The following is a 13,569-nucleotide window of genomic DNA, read 5'->3' as shown; positions in this document are numbered from 1 at the left end:
GGCACCGGCTGCACCTCGTCGCCGACCGGACACTCCTCGGAGTCTCGGGCGCTACCGGGTTCGAGACCGTCGAGGTACGCCAGACATCCACTCAGCACGGGAACCTCCTCGACGACTCCTTCGGATCGACCGGCCTGGAAGTAGATCTCCACCATCGACCCAGGGATCGCTCCAAGATCCTCCAACACGGGCGGATCCTCGAGCCACGGGTCATCTCCGAAACTCACGACGGACTCGGCCGGGATGCGGAGCGTGAGCGCGGTCCGGTCGGAACCACCCACAGCGATGGTGAGGATGTGGTCCTCGTCAGTGTTGTTGACCACGGCGGCGACGAGACTGCCTTCGCTCCCCGCCTCGTTCGCAACCACCAGGACGTTGCGCACCGCAAGAGGGCCGACGCCCTCCACGTTGACGCCGTCACCGGCCGAGAATCGATAGATGTCAGGGTTTGCGGGGAATCGTTCGTGCCCGAGGTCGCCGATGAAGCCGCATCCTGGTGCCGCCACAAGGATCGCAACCATCGCGGCGATCAGACCCACGAGGCGAACGCGAAACCCCGGCCCCGACGATCTTCTTGCCCCGCACGGCCCCTGCCCGCAGTCGATTCGCGCGCCGCTGGCCATGATGTCTCGTGCAGTAGACACAGGGTCGCTCCCTTCTGGTCTTCCGGCTCTGGGCCGCTCGCTCTCAGGAGACACCCACGCGGGCAGCCTCGCTCCCGAGAACGAGTGGACTGCATCCTGCGAGACCGAGCATCGCGCCGCAGGACCGATGCCCCCATCCCCTCGCACAACGTCGGAGGATGTGGTACGAGCTACGAGACCGCGTCGGTCCCTTCGGCGTCGTCCGCGAGGCCCGGAACGATGCACGTGTCGCCGTCACAGACCACGCCGGCATCGCCGAGCATTGTGAACGGCTGCGCGCTCCCCGGCGCATCCAGGGGCGAACCGCTCACGCCGGCGTCCGCTCTGCCGCCACCTGGGCAAGGACCTGCGCGAACGTGTCGCTCTCCTGCGCCCCGGACACGCCGTACTTTCCGTCGAAGACGTAGAACGGAACACCCTGGATGCCGTACGCGGCGGCCTGCGCGACATCCGCTTTCACTGCTGCGGTGTACTCCCCCGCCTCCAGTGCCCTGGCGACGTCATCGCGGTCCAATCCCACCGTCGCGGCCAGCTCGGCGAGGTCGGGGATCCGGCCGACATGGCCACCGTCGACGAAGTACGCCTTGAGGAGCGCCTCCTTCATCGCCTCCTGCACACCGCGCGCCTTCGCGTAGTGGAGGAGCTCGTGGGCCTTGATCGTGTTCGTCTGATGGATGTGGTCGTAGTCGTACGCGAGCCCCTCGCCGGCTGCAAGCGTCGTCACCCGCTCAACCATCTGCGCGGCCTGCTGCGGGGAGATGCCCTTCCGCTCCGACAGGTACTGCACCGGAGACCCGTCGTAGTCCACGGGCGTGTCCGGTGCCAGCTCGAATGAGTGGTACTCGATCTCGACCGGCACTCCCGAGGCAGCAACTGCCCTCTCGAACCGGCGCTTTCCGATGTAGCACCACGGACACTGCACATCGGACCAGACATCGACCTTGACCGGGGCAGCAACAGAAGACTCGCTCATGCCACACGGCAACCGCACCCGAACGACCACTATTCCCCGACCGGGCTCCCATCGAGCGGCCTGCGGTGCCCGAGATCAGCCGAGCGTCACCCCGAACAGAAGGCCCAGCACATACGTCACGGCCGCGGCGCCGAAGCCGATCGCCAGCTGCCGCAGCGCTCGTTTCAGAGGGGGAGCACCGGAGAGCAGCCCCACCATGGCGCCCGTGGTCAGGAGGGCAAGGCCCACGAGCACGAGCGCCGTGACGATCGCCGCGACTCCGGACAGCCCCACGATCCACGGCAGGACGGGAATGATCGCGCCGGAGGCGAAGAACAGAAAGCTCGACAGCGCGGCACCCCAGGCGCTGCCGACGACATCGTCATCGCCGCCCACCGTGATCCCTCGCCGCCCGAGGGCTCCCGGACCGGAGGCCTGTGCGTCACCGATGACCGCGCGCGCCGCGGCAAGCGCTTCGGCCTCGGGCATCCCGCGCGCCCGGTACACCAACGCGAGTTCATTGGCGTCGAGATCGAGAAAGGACAGCACGTCATCTGCGTAATCGTTCGGTTGCGTCGCCGCCAGCAGTTCGCGCTGCGACCGCACCGAGACGAACTCGCCCGCGCCCATAGACAGTGCGCCCGCGAGCAGACCGGCGATGCCGCTGAAGAGCACGAACTGCGGGGCGACACCGGTGGCGCCGATGCCCATGACCAGCGCGAGGTTCGAGACGAGGCCGTCGTTTGCGCCGAACACTGCAGCTCGGAAGGTTCCCGAGAGTCGCCGCCGCCCTCGCGCAGCAAGCCCGCGGACGACCTCATGGTGGATCTTCTCGTCCGCCGCCATCTGCGGCGTCGCGTAGGGCTCACTGTCGTAGGGCGAACGCGCTTCGGCGTTCTGCGCGAGGGCGAGCACGAAGATCGATCCGAAGTGGCGGGCCATCCAGGCCAGTGCGCGAGTGGACAGTCGGGGACGTGGCAGGGCATCCGGCTCGCCGCCGAGTAGCTGCAGCCAGTGCGACTCGTGCCGGCGCTCGGCGTCTGCGAGCGCCTCGAGAATCGCCCTCACTTCGCCCTCCCGCCGAGCGGCGAGTTCGCGGTAGACGCGAGCCTCCGCGCGCTCGTCCACCAGGTATTGCGCCCATAGACGGCGGTCCGAGGCGGTCGGCTCAGCGGTCAACGGATGTCCTCTCTCGACTGATCGTCAGCGTATCGGGGAGCAGCGCTCGCTCCCCCGGTGACACAACGCGGGCAGGGGCGCTGTCCAGGTGCGCCGGAAGCGATAGCTGCCGGTCACGACCTCACCCGCGCGCGAAGGACGTCGATGCGCGCCTGCAGCTGCGCGACCGTCGCGTGCGAGACCGCGGGACCGTCGCAGATTCGGCGTAGCTCGGCGTGAACGTGCCCGTGCTGCTCCCCTGACTGTCGCGCGTACAGGCCGACGAGACTGTTCAGGAGCTGTCGCTGCTCCTTCAGAGTCCGGTGCAGAGCCGGCGGCGGCGACGGATGCGATCCCTCCGATCCACCCTCCTGTCGCTCCTTCGCCTCCCGCGCGTGGCGATGCCGACTCTGCCTCGCCTGTCGCTGCATCAACAGGTCATGCACGTGCTCGGGCTCGAGCAAGCCGGGGAGGCCGAGAAACTCCTCCTCCTCGGGGGTGCCCGGCGTTGCGAGCTGACCGAACTCCTTGCCGTCGAAGAGCACGCGGTCGAAGTGCGCCACAGCCCCGAGCGCCGCGAACTCGAATTCATCGGTCAACGCATCGGATGCGGCATCCTCTCGCTCGGCCGCAGCCATCATGTCGTCTTCGGCCGACCATTCGCCGTCCTCGTCCGAGGGGCGGTCGAGGGCGTGATCGCGCTGACGCTCGAGCTCCCCCGCCAGCGCGAGCAGCGGCGGGACGTTCGGCAGGAAGATGCTCGCCGTCTCCCCCCGGCGGCGGGCACGTACGAACCGGCCGATCGCCTGGGCGAAGAACAGCGGCGTCGACGCCGACGTCGCATACACCCCGACCGACAGCCGCGGCACATCGACGCCCTCGGACACCATGCGCACAGCGACCATCCACCTGCTGGTGTCCGCGGCGAAGGCCTCGATGCGCGCGGATGCCTCGGGCTCGTCGGAGAGGACCACCGTCGGGTCCTCGCCCGTCACCGCTGCGAGGATCTGCGCATAGGCCCGCGCGGCAGTCTGATCGGTGGCGATCACGAGACCCCCGGCATCCGGAATGTGCTCCCGGACCTCGGTGAGTCTCCGATCGGCAGAACGCAGGACGGCGGGGATCCAGTCGCCGCTCGGGTCCAGCGCGGTCCGCCACGCCTGCGCAGTGATGTCCTTCGTGTTGTCCTGTCCGAGCTGAGCTTCCATCTCGTCGCCGGTGCGGGTCCGCCAACGCATGTGCCCGGCGTAGACCAGGAAGAGCACCGGTCGGACGACGCCGTCTTCGAGCGCGCGCCGATACCCGTAGTCGTAGTCGGTGCGTGAGACCCGGATCCCCTCGGCGGTCGGATGGTATTCCACGAATGGAATAGGCGCGGTGTCGCTGCGGAAAGGCGTCCCCGACAACAGCAGCCGCCGCGTCGCGCGCCCGAAGGCCTCGCGCAGTGCATCTCCCCAGCTCAGGGCGTCGCCCCCGTGATGCACTTCGTCCAGGATCACCAGGGTGCGTGCTGACTCGGTCACCTGTTGATGCACGGATGCCTTCGTCGCAACCTGCGCATAAGTCACCGCCACCCCGTGATAGTGCCGCGCAGGGCGGGTGTGGCGGTTGCTGAACCGGGGGTCAAGGCGCAGCGATACTCGCGCCGCAGCATCGGCCCACTGGGTCTTGAGGTGCTCGGTGGGCGCGACCACCACGACGCGATCGACGACGGCGCGCCGCAGCAGCTCGGTAGCCAACCGCAGCGCGAACGTCGTCTTGCCCGCGCCGGGGGTCGCTGCGGCCAGAAAGTCACGGGGCCCCCCGCCAGGGCCGTCCGGGCCATCCATCGCGAAGTACCGGTCGAGCGCCTCAGCCTGCCACGCGCGCAGACGCCCTGCCGTCCCCCAGGGCGCGCGCTGCGGGTAGGACGGCGACAGGTGCTCGGCCGCGAAGCTGCCGCGGGGCTGATCGGATGCCGGGATCGGCGGTGTCTCGTGCACGCTCCCCCTCCGACGACCTACGGTCGCGCGTCGACCGCCCGACTACGATAGACGACCAGGAGGACAGATCATGCCGGTCACTGACGAACACCGCACTCCTTTCGTCGCCAACAGCGAGCCCCATCCTTGGCGCAGGTTCGTCGCACTCGGTGACTCCTTCACGGAGGGCATCGGCGACCCGGATCCCCGGCGCCCGGGGTCGCACCTCGGGTGGGCAGATCGAGTCGCAGAGGTGCTCGGCGCCCAGACCGAAGACTTCGCGTACGCCAACCTCGCGGTGCGCGGCAAGCTGATCGCGCAGATCGTTGCGGAGCAGGTCGAGCCTGCACTCGACCTCTCCCCCGACCTCATCACGTTCTGCGCGGGCGGCAACGATGTCATCCGTCCCGGAACCGATCCCGACGAGATCGCTCAGGTGTTCGAGGATGCCGTTGTCCGTCTCAGCAGTGCCGGCGCCACGGTCGTGATCTTCACGGGCATCGACACCAACTTCACCCCCGTGTTCCGCGCCTTCCGCGGCAAGATCGCCATCTACAACGAGAACCTGCGGGCCATCGCCGATCGCTACGACTGCATCGTGGCCGACCAGTGGTCTCTCAAGGAGATCCAGGATCCGCGCTTCTTCGATGACGACCGGCTACACCTGAACTCCCTCGGTCATCATGAGGTCGCGCGGATGGTGCTTCGGGCCCTGAATGTTCCAAACGACCTGGTGCCGATGCAGCCCGACCCGTTTCCGACGCGCACGTGGCGCGAGGCGCGCGCCGACGACCTCGTGTGGGCGCGGACCCACCTGGTGCCCTGGGTTCTGCGCCGACTCCGCCACCAGTCCTCGGGCGACAACGTGACCGCGAAGCGCCCGAAGCCCCTGCCCATCGTCACGACCGAATCGGTCATGCCCCCGACCGAGGATGCCTGAGCGCCCAGAGCGCGACCGCACTCGCCGCCGCCACGTTGAGCGAGTCCACGCCGCCCGCCATCGGGATGGTGACCACGGTGTCGGCGACGGCCAGCGCCTGCGGTGTCAGTCCATCGCCCTCGGCCCCGAGCATGAGCGCGACGCGGGAGGGCGGCGAGAACTCCTCCAGCGGCACGGCGTCGTCGCTCAGCGCAAGGGCGGCGAGGACGAATCCCGCGTCGTGGAGCACCCGGCGGGTCTCGCCCCAGTCCGGGAGGCGGGTCCACGGCACCTGGAACACCGTCCCCATGCTCACCCGGACGCTTCGCCGGTAGAGCGGATCCGCGCACCGAGGCGACACGAGCACGGCATCGGCGCCCAGGCCGGCGCACGCGCGGAAGATCGCTCCGACGTTCGTGTGATCGACGATGTCCTCGAGGACCACGACGACACTGGCGTGCTGCAGGAGATCGGACGGCGATGGCATCACCGGTCGATGCATCGCCGCCATCGCACCGCGGTGCACCGCGAATCCGGTGAGCTGCTCGGCCACGCGGGCCTCGACGACGTAGATCGGAACATCCGGATGCGCGGCCAGCAGCGGGCCGAGGTCGTCGAGCCACTTCTCCTGCGTCAGGACCGACCGCGGACGGTGGCCCGCGCGCAGCGCACGCGCAATCACCTTCGATGATTCGGCGATGTAGAGCCCGCCAGCGGGTTCCAGCCTGCGGCGCAGCGCGACATCGGTCAGATCGCGATAGTCGGCCAGCCGGGGATCGCCGGCGTCGATGATGTCGACGCGATGCATCCTTCGATCCTCCCATCCGCAGGGCCCCACCTCAGCTGCACGTAACATCCCCGAAAAGCGCGGTCTCTAGACTCTCCAGAAGGCGAGGCAGAGGAGGCGGGGATGTCGCTCATCGACGGCACCACCACCGCTGTTCCCGAAGCCCTCGCCCACGCGCTGCGCGTGCTCGACGGCCGCACCATGACGATCCTCACCGGTGCAGGCGTCTCGACCGACTCCGGAATCCCCGACTACCGCGGCAAAGGCGCACCCGCGCGCACGCCCATGACGGTCGAGCAGTTCCTCGGAAGCGAATCGGCACGTCGGCGGTACTGGGTGGGTTCGCACCTCGGCTGGCGCAGCTTCGCCGCCGCGGAGCCGAACGCCGGACATCGCGCGATCGCCGCACTCGAAGAGCACGGTGTCGCCACCGGGGTCATCACCCAGAACGTCGACGGTCTTCACGTGCGCGCCGGGAGCCGTCGGGTCGTCGAGTTGCACGGCACGATGCGGCGCGTCTTCTGCACACGCTGCGGCCAGGTCTTCGACCGTCGCGATCTCTCGTCGCGGGTTGAGGGCGACAACCCCTGGCTCCTCACGACGCACGAACTGCCCCTCGGCCCCGATGGCGATGTCACCCCGGAGACGACAGAGGGATTCGTCGTCCCGGATTGCTCGGTCTGCGCGGGCATGCTGAAGCCCGACGTCGTGTTTTTCGGCGAGTATATTCCCGCGACGAAGTTCCGCGAGGCCGAACAACTGGTCCTCAGCAGCGACGCACTAGTGATCGCGGGCTCGTCTCTCGTCGTCAATTCCGGCATCCGGCTGCTCGAGCGGGCCCGGCGCCGGCGCATCCCGATCGTGATCATCAATCGCGGCCAGACACGCGCCGACGCTCGCGCCACGGTGAAGATCGACGGTGGCACCTCAGAGGTCCTCACCGCACTGTTCGAGGGGCTTGTCGCCCCGGCAGGTCAACGGGAGCTGGCCGGTAGTCTCGAGAGGTGACCCACCTCACACTGATTCGCCACGGAGAGACGGACTGGAACCGCGCTCGCCTCATTCAGGGCAGCACGGACATCCCTCTCAACGACACCGGCCGCGAGCAGGCCCGGCAGACCGCGCGGCGGTTGTCACAGACCCTCCCCGACGCCGCATCGGCGTATATCGTGAGCAGCGATCTGTCGCGCGCACGCGAGACGGCGCAGATCATCGCCGACGAATGGCAGGCCGAGGCCCCACGCGCCTATCCCGGTCTCCGTGAGCGTGGATACGGCGAGGCCGAGGGGCAGTCCGTGAGCGACTTCGCACGCCTGTGGGGCGACTGGTACACCGCGCAGGTTCCCGGTGCCGAGTCGCGTGAGCAGTTGCACGCTCGCGCGTTCGCCGCGCTGGAGACGGTCACGGTCGACGCTCTCGCGCTCCGGCCGGACCTCGCCCGGGTGTTCGTCGTCACTCACGGCGCCTTCATCCGCTCGGTGATCCATCACGTCAGCGGCGGGCGACTGCCCGCCCGTGAAGAGCGCCTCGCAAACGGCTCCCATTACACCTTCCGTTCCACACCCGAGGGACTTGCGCTCGTCGACTATGCCGGCTCGCTGATGTCCCTGTGATCTGCGCAGACCGAGGCGCTCCGTCGAATCCACTACGCAGCACGCTCAGTGTTGTGATGACATTGTGAGCAACATGAGCAATACGGAGCTGCGCGGAATGGTAGCCTTCCGCGATATGACCACTCTCGATCATGTGGACCTGGAGCTCCTGGCCGCGCTCGCCGCCGATCCCCGCGCAACCGTCGTCGCCCTCTCGGATCGGCTCGGCCTCTCGCGCAACACGGTGCAAGCCCGTATGTCCAGACTCGACAAGGCGGGTGTGTTCCTGTCGTACGAACGGGCGATCTCTCCGACCGCTCTCGGATTCCCGATCGAGGCGTTCCTGAGCGTCACGGTGCGTCAGGCCGAGCTTCCCCGCATCACCGCTGAACTGACCGAGATTCCCGAGATCGTGCAGGTTCACGGGCTCAGCGGGACGATCGATCTGCTGGTGCGCGTCGCCTGTCGGGACACACAACACCTGTTCGACACGGATGCCCGCATCCTCGCCATCGAGGGTGTCGAGCGCACCGAGACATCACTGGTGATGGGAGAGGTGATCGGTTACCGCGTCGGCCCACTCATGGAGCTGGCACGAGAGGAGCGCTAGCCGTCTCCTCACGCGCTGCCTCGCCGGGATCCGAACGAACGAGAACGACGCCCGCCAGGATCATCGCTCCCCCGACGGCCTGGAGCACGGTGGGTACCTCCGCGATCACGAGCCACGCGATCAGGAGGGCGAACAACACCTCGGTCAGCCCGACGAAGGACGCCACCCGCGAGCCCAACATGGAGCCCGCGCGGACGCCGAATGCGTATCCGCCGGCCGTGGCGACGACGATCACCCACACGATCGGCACGTACCAGGGCACACTGATGCCGGCGAGCACGACATCGACCGCGGGAGCTGTGAACGCGAACATGCCGGTCCCCACGAGCACGCCCATGAGCAGCGCACCGGTGATCAGGCCGCCCGATGCCAGAGCGAGCGGCGGAATGTCGTCCCCGGTCTTCTCAGCGATGAGGAAGTAGGCGGCGGTACACGCCGCAGCCGCCAGCGCGAGAAGCGTTCCGATCAGGTCGAAGCTCGCGCCGGCGATGTCCACGACGAGGATGAGGCCGACGATCGCGAGGGCGGAACCGACGAGGATCCGGCGGGAGGGTGCGCGCCGCGTGCGCGCCCAGGCGAGGCCGACGAGAAGGACGGGAGCGAGGTATTGGATGAGCAGAGCCATCGCGACCGGCATCCGTTGCAGCGCAGCGAAATAGAAGATCTGACAGCCCGCGACTCCCGTCAGTCCAAATGCCACGATCAGCAGGCCGTGCGTGACGAGGAATCCGGGGCGGCGGCGGAGGGTGATGATCAGCACCGGCGCGAGGATGAGCGCAGCTCCGCCCATCCGTAACAGCAGCGTGGCACCGAGACTCCAGCCGGCCTCCATCAGGGGCTTCATGAAGCTGCCCGACGATGCGAAGCTGAGCGCAGACAGGAGGCCGATAGCAAGGCCTGCCACGGACGAGTGGCGGTGTGGCGCAGCAGCGAGAACGGGTCGCGGAGCGGTCGGAGCGGACATGGGCAGCCTGTCAGGAGTGAAATGGGGTGACACTCGTGACACACTGGTCACGAGCGACACAGTATCCCCTCCCGATGTCAGGAGTCAACATGGTCTTTATCCATGACACCGAGATGGCGCTCCGCGCGGCGGTCGACCTCGTCAACACCCTCCCGCTCGGGGACGCAGACGACTCCTTGATGACCGCGCAGGACTACGACGAGTTCCTCGCCCGCTACCCCTACAGCGGCACGATCTCGCGGACACGACAGGAGCGGGAGGCGGTGCGCGGCATCCGCACCCGGCTTCGGATGCTGTGGGGTACGGATCGTGAAGGAGCAGTCCCGCTCGTGAACGCGATGCTTCGCGACGGGGAGGCGCTGCCCCAGCTCGTCATCCATGACGACTACGACTGGCACGTACACGCCTCAGACGACGACGCGCCGCTGGCCACCCGCATTCTCGTGGAGACCGCCATGGCGTTCGTCGAGGTCATCCGGATGGATGAGTACGATCGCATCCTCGTGTGTGAGGCAGATGACTGCGACGGCGTCCTCGTGGACTTCTCGCGCAACCGGTCGAAGCGCTATTGCGACACCGGCAACTGCGGCAACCGCATGAACGTCATCGCGTATCGGGCTCGTCGAGCGCGAGAAAGCTCCTGATCGCCGCAGCCGCCGGTTCCGGCGTCTCGTAGTGGATCAGGTGCCCGACGCCGGCGATCTCGACCAGCGTGGCGCTGGGGAACAGCCCCGCGAGGACGCGCTCAGCCTCGATCGGCGTGATGTCGTCGCGGTCGGCAGCGATCAACAGAGTGGGCTGTGTGATGCTCGGGGCGAACTCGCGGACGTCGTGTGAAACCGACGCGACGAACGCGTCATGCAGCACGTCTCGATCCGCGAATCGCGAGAAGTAGGTGTCGTGCTGGTCGTGGATGAACCGCCGGAGCGCGGGGTCTTTCGTCTTGGCCATCGAGACGCTCATGACACGCACAATGGCGCCGTTGCGTAGCAGTGCGGTTCCGGCCCTGTTCGGCATCCGGGCCCCGGCCCAGTAGTAGAAGACGGCGAGGCGCGTCAGGATCCCGCGAGGTCCTTCCAGAGCCGGCGCGCCGATCGGATTGACGAGGATCAGACGAGGCGTCTCCAGGCCCGCGGCCACGGCCGCTGCCGCGACGATCGAGCCGAACGAGTGTCCGAGGATGACCGCCCCGGGAGCGACCTGCGCGACGAACGCCGTCAACCACTCGGCATACAGCACGACATCGTGTCGCCGGCCGGAGATCGGCGGGGTCTCACCGAAACCCGGCAGGTCCGGCGAAATGACACGGACTGTCGGCAGGTAGGCGACGACGGGTTCGAGGCCGTGATGCTCGCCACGAAACCCGTGAACGGCGACGATCGTCACCGGCGCGTCGACAGGCCCGTAGTCCCAGAACGCCGTCGAGCCGCCGAGCACGCGGACGTCGCGGCGAGTCACCGGGATCTCGTCCAAGCGCGCGGCGTACGGATGCGGGGCAGGCACCCGACGAGTCTAGTGAGACCTTCCCCGCCTCCTCCGCGGCGCCCCGCATCCGAGTGTGCCGGAACGACGAAGACCCCACCCGAAGGCGGGGTCTTCGTGCGGCGGCTGGGCTTACTTGCTCGAGCTGCCGAAGTTCTTGAAGCGCTGGTTGAACTTCTCGACGCGACCGGCCGAGTCGAGGATGCGCTGCTTGCCGGTGTAGAACGGGTGCGACGCAGACGAGATCTCGACGTCGATCACGGGGTATTCGACCCCGTCGAGCTCGATCGTCTTGTCGCTGGTGACCGTAGAACGCGTCAGGAACGTCTCGCCGGAACCGAGGTCACGGAACACGACCGCCTGGTAGTCGGGGTGGATGTCAGTCTTCATGGGGTTCCTTGCCGAGGTGGGGAAAGAAAGTCTTCGGTGCGTTGGCACCAAAGTACGAGTCTACCAGGTCCGGATACGGATGCCGATCAGTTCGTCTTCGCGCGCGCGGCGAAGCGGCCGCCGCCCTGATGCAGTGCGATCGGCACCCCGAAAGCGGTGCTCAGGGCATCTTCGGTCAACGTCTCGTGCAGCGGCCCGGATGCGACGACTCCGCCCTCGCGGAGCAGGAGCACGTGCGTGAAGCCCGCGGGGATCTCTTCGACGTGATGGGTCACCATGACCATGGCGGGAGTCGTCGGCTCCGCCGCGTAACCGCTGAGGAGCGTCAGGAGCTCTTCGCGAGAACCGAGGTCCAGGCTCGCCGTGGGCTCGTCCAGGAGCAGCAGCTCGGGGTCGGTCATCACCGCTCGGGCGATCTGGACCCGCTTCTGCTCGCCGTCGGAAAGCGTGCCGAAGGTGCGCGTCGCGAGATCGTCGAGCTGCCACTCGGCGAGGACGCGCATCGCACGACGGATGTCGACCTGGTCGTACTCTTCGCGCCAACGACCCATCACGGCGTAGGCCGCGGTCATCACGACATCCAGCACCGTCTCGTCGGCGGGGATGCGACGGGCCATCGACGTCGAGGCGAAACCGACGCGCGGGCGCAGTTCGAACACATCGGTCCGCCCGACGCGCTCCCCCAGGATGCTCACGCGGCCCGACGTCGGATGCAGGAGCGAGGCCGACAGTTCGAGGAGCGTTGTCTTACCGGCGCCGTTGGGCCCCAGGACGACCCAGCGCTCGTCGTCCGAGACGGTCCAGTCCAGGTGATCGATGATGTCTCTGGCGTTTCTGCGGACGACGACGTCGGAGAATTCGAGCACCTGAGCCATGCGTTCCAGCCTATCTGGCGGCGCCGGTGACCTCGGCGTAGAGCGCGGCGGTTTGTTCAGCGATGCGCTGCCAGCTGAACTCCGACGCAGCGCGCTCGCGACCGGCGCGACCATAGGCCTGCGCGGCTGCCGGGTCGCGGACGACCTCGTTGAGCACGCGCGCCAGATCGGCGACGAACGCCTCGGCATCAAGCGGCGTTCCGGTGCCGTCGGCGACCTGCTCGATCGGCACGAGCCGCCCGGTGACGCCGTCGGCGACGACCTCGGGAATCCCGCCGGTCGCGGTGCCCACGACGGCGGCACCGCAGGCCATCGCTTCGAGGTTGACGATCCCGAGCGGTTCGTAGATGGAGGGACACACGAAGGTCGTGGCCGCGGTCAGAGCCACGCACAGCTCGTGGCGACTGAGGTGGCGGTCGATCCAGATGACCCCGTCGCGGGTCTCCTGCAGACCGCGGACCAAGCCTTCGACCTCGGCCAGGATCTCCGGCGTGTCAGGGGCACCTGCGCACAGGATCAGTTGGACCTCGGGATCCAGGCGCTCGGCTGCCCGCAGCAGGTAGGGCAAGCCCTTCTGACGGGTGATGCGCCCCACGAACACGACCGACGGACGGCTCGGGTCGATGCCGAGCGCCGAGAGCGTCTGGGCGTCCTCGGTCGGATGCCACTGCTCGGTGTCGATCCCGTTGTAGATCACCCGGATCTTGTCCGGGTCGAGGTCCGGGTAGCTGCGCAGGATGTCTGCACGCATCCCCTCACTGACTGCGACGATCGCGGCCGCACCGTGGTAGGCGGTGCGTTCGATCTCGCTCGAGACGGCGTACCCGCCTCCGAGCTGCTCGGCCTTCCAAGGCCGGAGCGGCTCGAGGCTGTGCGCCGTCACCACGTGCGGGATCCCGTGCAAGAGCCCGGACACGTGCCCGGCGAAGTTCGCATACCAGGTGTGCGAATGCACGACGTCGGCGCCGGCGACGTCGTCCACGATCAGCAGATCCGTTCCCATCGTCTGGATCGCGGCGTTGGCGCCGCTCAGCTCTGCGGGAGTCGCATAGGAGCGGGTGTCGGCCTCGTCGCGCTCGGCCCCGAAAGCCCGCACCTGGACGGTCAGCGGCTCGCCTCGCGGCGAGTGGGGTGCGGGAAGGCCTCGGAGGGCCTTGACCAGCTCGGCAACGTGAACTCCTGCGCCGCCATAGATCTCCGGCGGGTATTCCTTGGTGACGATGTCGACGCGCATG

At 68.0% G+C, this 13,569-nt stretch carries 16 protein-coding genes; 5 read left to right on the top strand and 11 right to left on the bottom strand.

The annotated features are described in order from the left end of the window. The 5 genes from AC3ENO_RS13410 to AC3ENO_RS13390 all read right to left on the bottom strand — a co-directional run. Positions 1-644: hypothetical protein (locus tag AC3ENO_RS13410; RefSeq protein ID WP_488185784.1), on the bottom strand; the 644-nt coding region annotated here is incomplete at its 3' end. A 170-nt stretch (positions 645-814) separates the two neighbouring features. Then, complete coding sequence (locus AC3ENO_RS13405) at positions 815-955, bottom strand: hypothetical protein (RefSeq protein WP_434971100.1); 141 nt, start codon at positions 953-955, stop codon at positions 815-817. Beyond that, positions 952-1,617, bottom strand: a complete 666-nt coding sequence (locus AC3ENO_RS13400; protein ID WP_434971099.1) for a DsbA family oxidoreductase — start codon at positions 1,615-1,617, stop codon at positions 952-954. Before AC3ENO_RS13400 ends, AC3ENO_RS13405 begins: the two co-directional genes overlap by 4 nt. Positions 1,618-1,692: 75 nt before the next feature. Next, positions 1,693-2,775: a VIT1/CCC1 transporter family protein gene (locus tag AC3ENO_RS13395; RefSeq protein ID WP_434971098.1), complete on the bottom strand. Its 1,083-nt coding sequence runs from the start codon at positions 2,773-2,775 to the stop codon at positions 1,693-1,695. A 113-nt stretch (positions 2,776-2,888) separates the two neighbouring features. Further along, on the bottom strand, positions 2,889-4,736 hold the full coding sequence (locus tag AC3ENO_RS13390) for a DEAD/DEAH box helicase (protein WP_434971097.1): 1,848 nt from the start codon (positions 4,734-4,736) through the stop codon (positions 2,889-2,891). A 70-nt stretch (positions 4,737-4,806) separates the two neighbouring features. On the opposite strand from AC3ENO_RS13390, the gene AC3ENO_RS13385 reads away from it, so the two are divergent. After that, positions 4,807-5,655: an SGNH/GDSL hydrolase family protein gene (locus AC3ENO_RS13385; protein ID WP_434971096.1), complete on the top strand. Its 849-nt coding sequence runs from the start codon at positions 4,807-4,809 to the stop codon at positions 5,653-5,655. Here the strand turns inward: AC3ENO_RS13385 and AC3ENO_RS13380 are convergent. Next, positions 5,630-6,442, bottom strand: a complete 813-nt coding sequence (locus AC3ENO_RS13380; RefSeq protein WP_434971095.1) for a TrmH family RNA methyltransferase — start codon at positions 6,440-6,442, stop codon at positions 5,630-5,632. The genes AC3ENO_RS13385 and AC3ENO_RS13380 overlap by 26 nt on opposite strands. Positions 6,443-6,544: 102 nt before the next feature. On the opposite strand from AC3ENO_RS13380, the gene AC3ENO_RS13375 reads away from it, so the two are divergent. From AC3ENO_RS13375 to AC3ENO_RS13365, 3 genes are all read left to right on the top strand, one after another. Beyond that, positions 6,545-7,429 carry a Sir2 family NAD-dependent protein deacetylase gene (locus AC3ENO_RS13375; protein WP_434971094.1) on the top strand — a complete coding sequence of 295 codons (885 nt, stop codon included), beginning with the start codon at positions 6,545-6,547 and terminating at the stop codon, positions 7,427-7,429. Beyond that, positions 7,426-8,034: a histidine phosphatase family protein gene (locus tag AC3ENO_RS13370; protein WP_434971093.1), complete on the top strand. Its 609-nt coding sequence runs from the start codon at positions 7,426-7,428 to the stop codon at positions 8,032-8,034. Before AC3ENO_RS13375 ends, AC3ENO_RS13370 begins: the two co-directional genes overlap by 4 nt. Positions 8,035-8,149: 115 nt before the next feature. Next, a complete protein-coding gene (locus tag AC3ENO_RS13365; protein ID WP_434971092.1) occupies positions 8,150-8,623 on the top strand; it encodes an Lrp/AsnC family transcriptional regulator in 474 nt (157 codons plus the stop codon). Here the strand turns inward: AC3ENO_RS13365 and AC3ENO_RS13360 are convergent. Next, complete coding sequence (locus tag AC3ENO_RS13360; RefSeq protein WP_434971091.1) at positions 8,595-9,587, bottom strand: EamA family transporter; 993 nt, start codon at positions 9,585-9,587, stop codon at positions 8,595-8,597. The two genes, AC3ENO_RS13365 and AC3ENO_RS13360, sit on opposite strands and share 29 nt — an antisense overlap. A gap of 89 nt (positions 9,588-9,676) precedes the next feature. Here AC3ENO_RS13360 and AC3ENO_RS13355 point away from each other — a divergent pair, with 89 nt between their 5' ends. Beyond that, on the top strand, positions 9,677-10,231 hold the full coding sequence (locus AC3ENO_RS13355; protein WP_434971090.1) for a CGNR zinc finger domain-containing protein: 555 nt from the start codon (positions 9,677-9,679) through the stop codon (positions 10,229-10,231). Here the strand turns inward: AC3ENO_RS13355 and AC3ENO_RS13350 are convergent. The 4 genes from AC3ENO_RS13350 to glgA form a co-directional block, all read right to left on the bottom strand. After that, entirely contained in the window at positions 10,191-11,090 is a 900-nt protein-coding gene (locus tag AC3ENO_RS13350; protein ID WP_434971089.1) for an alpha/beta fold hydrolase, read from the bottom strand. The genes AC3ENO_RS13355 and AC3ENO_RS13350 overlap by 41 nt on opposite strands. Before the next feature lie 111 nt (positions 11,091-11,201). Beyond that, positions 11,202-11,459, bottom strand: a complete 258-nt coding sequence (locus AC3ENO_RS13345) for a type B 50S ribosomal protein L31 (RefSeq protein ID WP_434971088.1) — start codon at positions 11,457-11,459, stop codon at positions 11,202-11,204. A gap of 86 nt (positions 11,460-11,545) precedes the next feature. Further along, on the bottom strand, positions 11,546-12,334 hold the full coding sequence (locus AC3ENO_RS13340; protein ID WP_434971087.1) for an ABC transporter ATP-binding protein: 789 nt from the start codon (positions 12,332-12,334) through the stop codon (positions 11,546-11,548). Positions 12,335-12,344: 10 nt separating this feature from the next. Beyond that, entirely contained in the window at positions 12,345-13,568 is a 1,224-nt protein-coding gene (gene glgA / locus AC3ENO_RS13335) for a glycogen synthase (RefSeq protein WP_434971086.1), read from the bottom strand. Between the last annotated feature and the right edge of the window lies 1 nt (position 13,569).

It is taken from the genome of Microbacterium sp. bgisy207, assembly GCF_057706855.1.
This window is presented reverse-complemented; position numbering and strand designations above follow the sequence as displayed.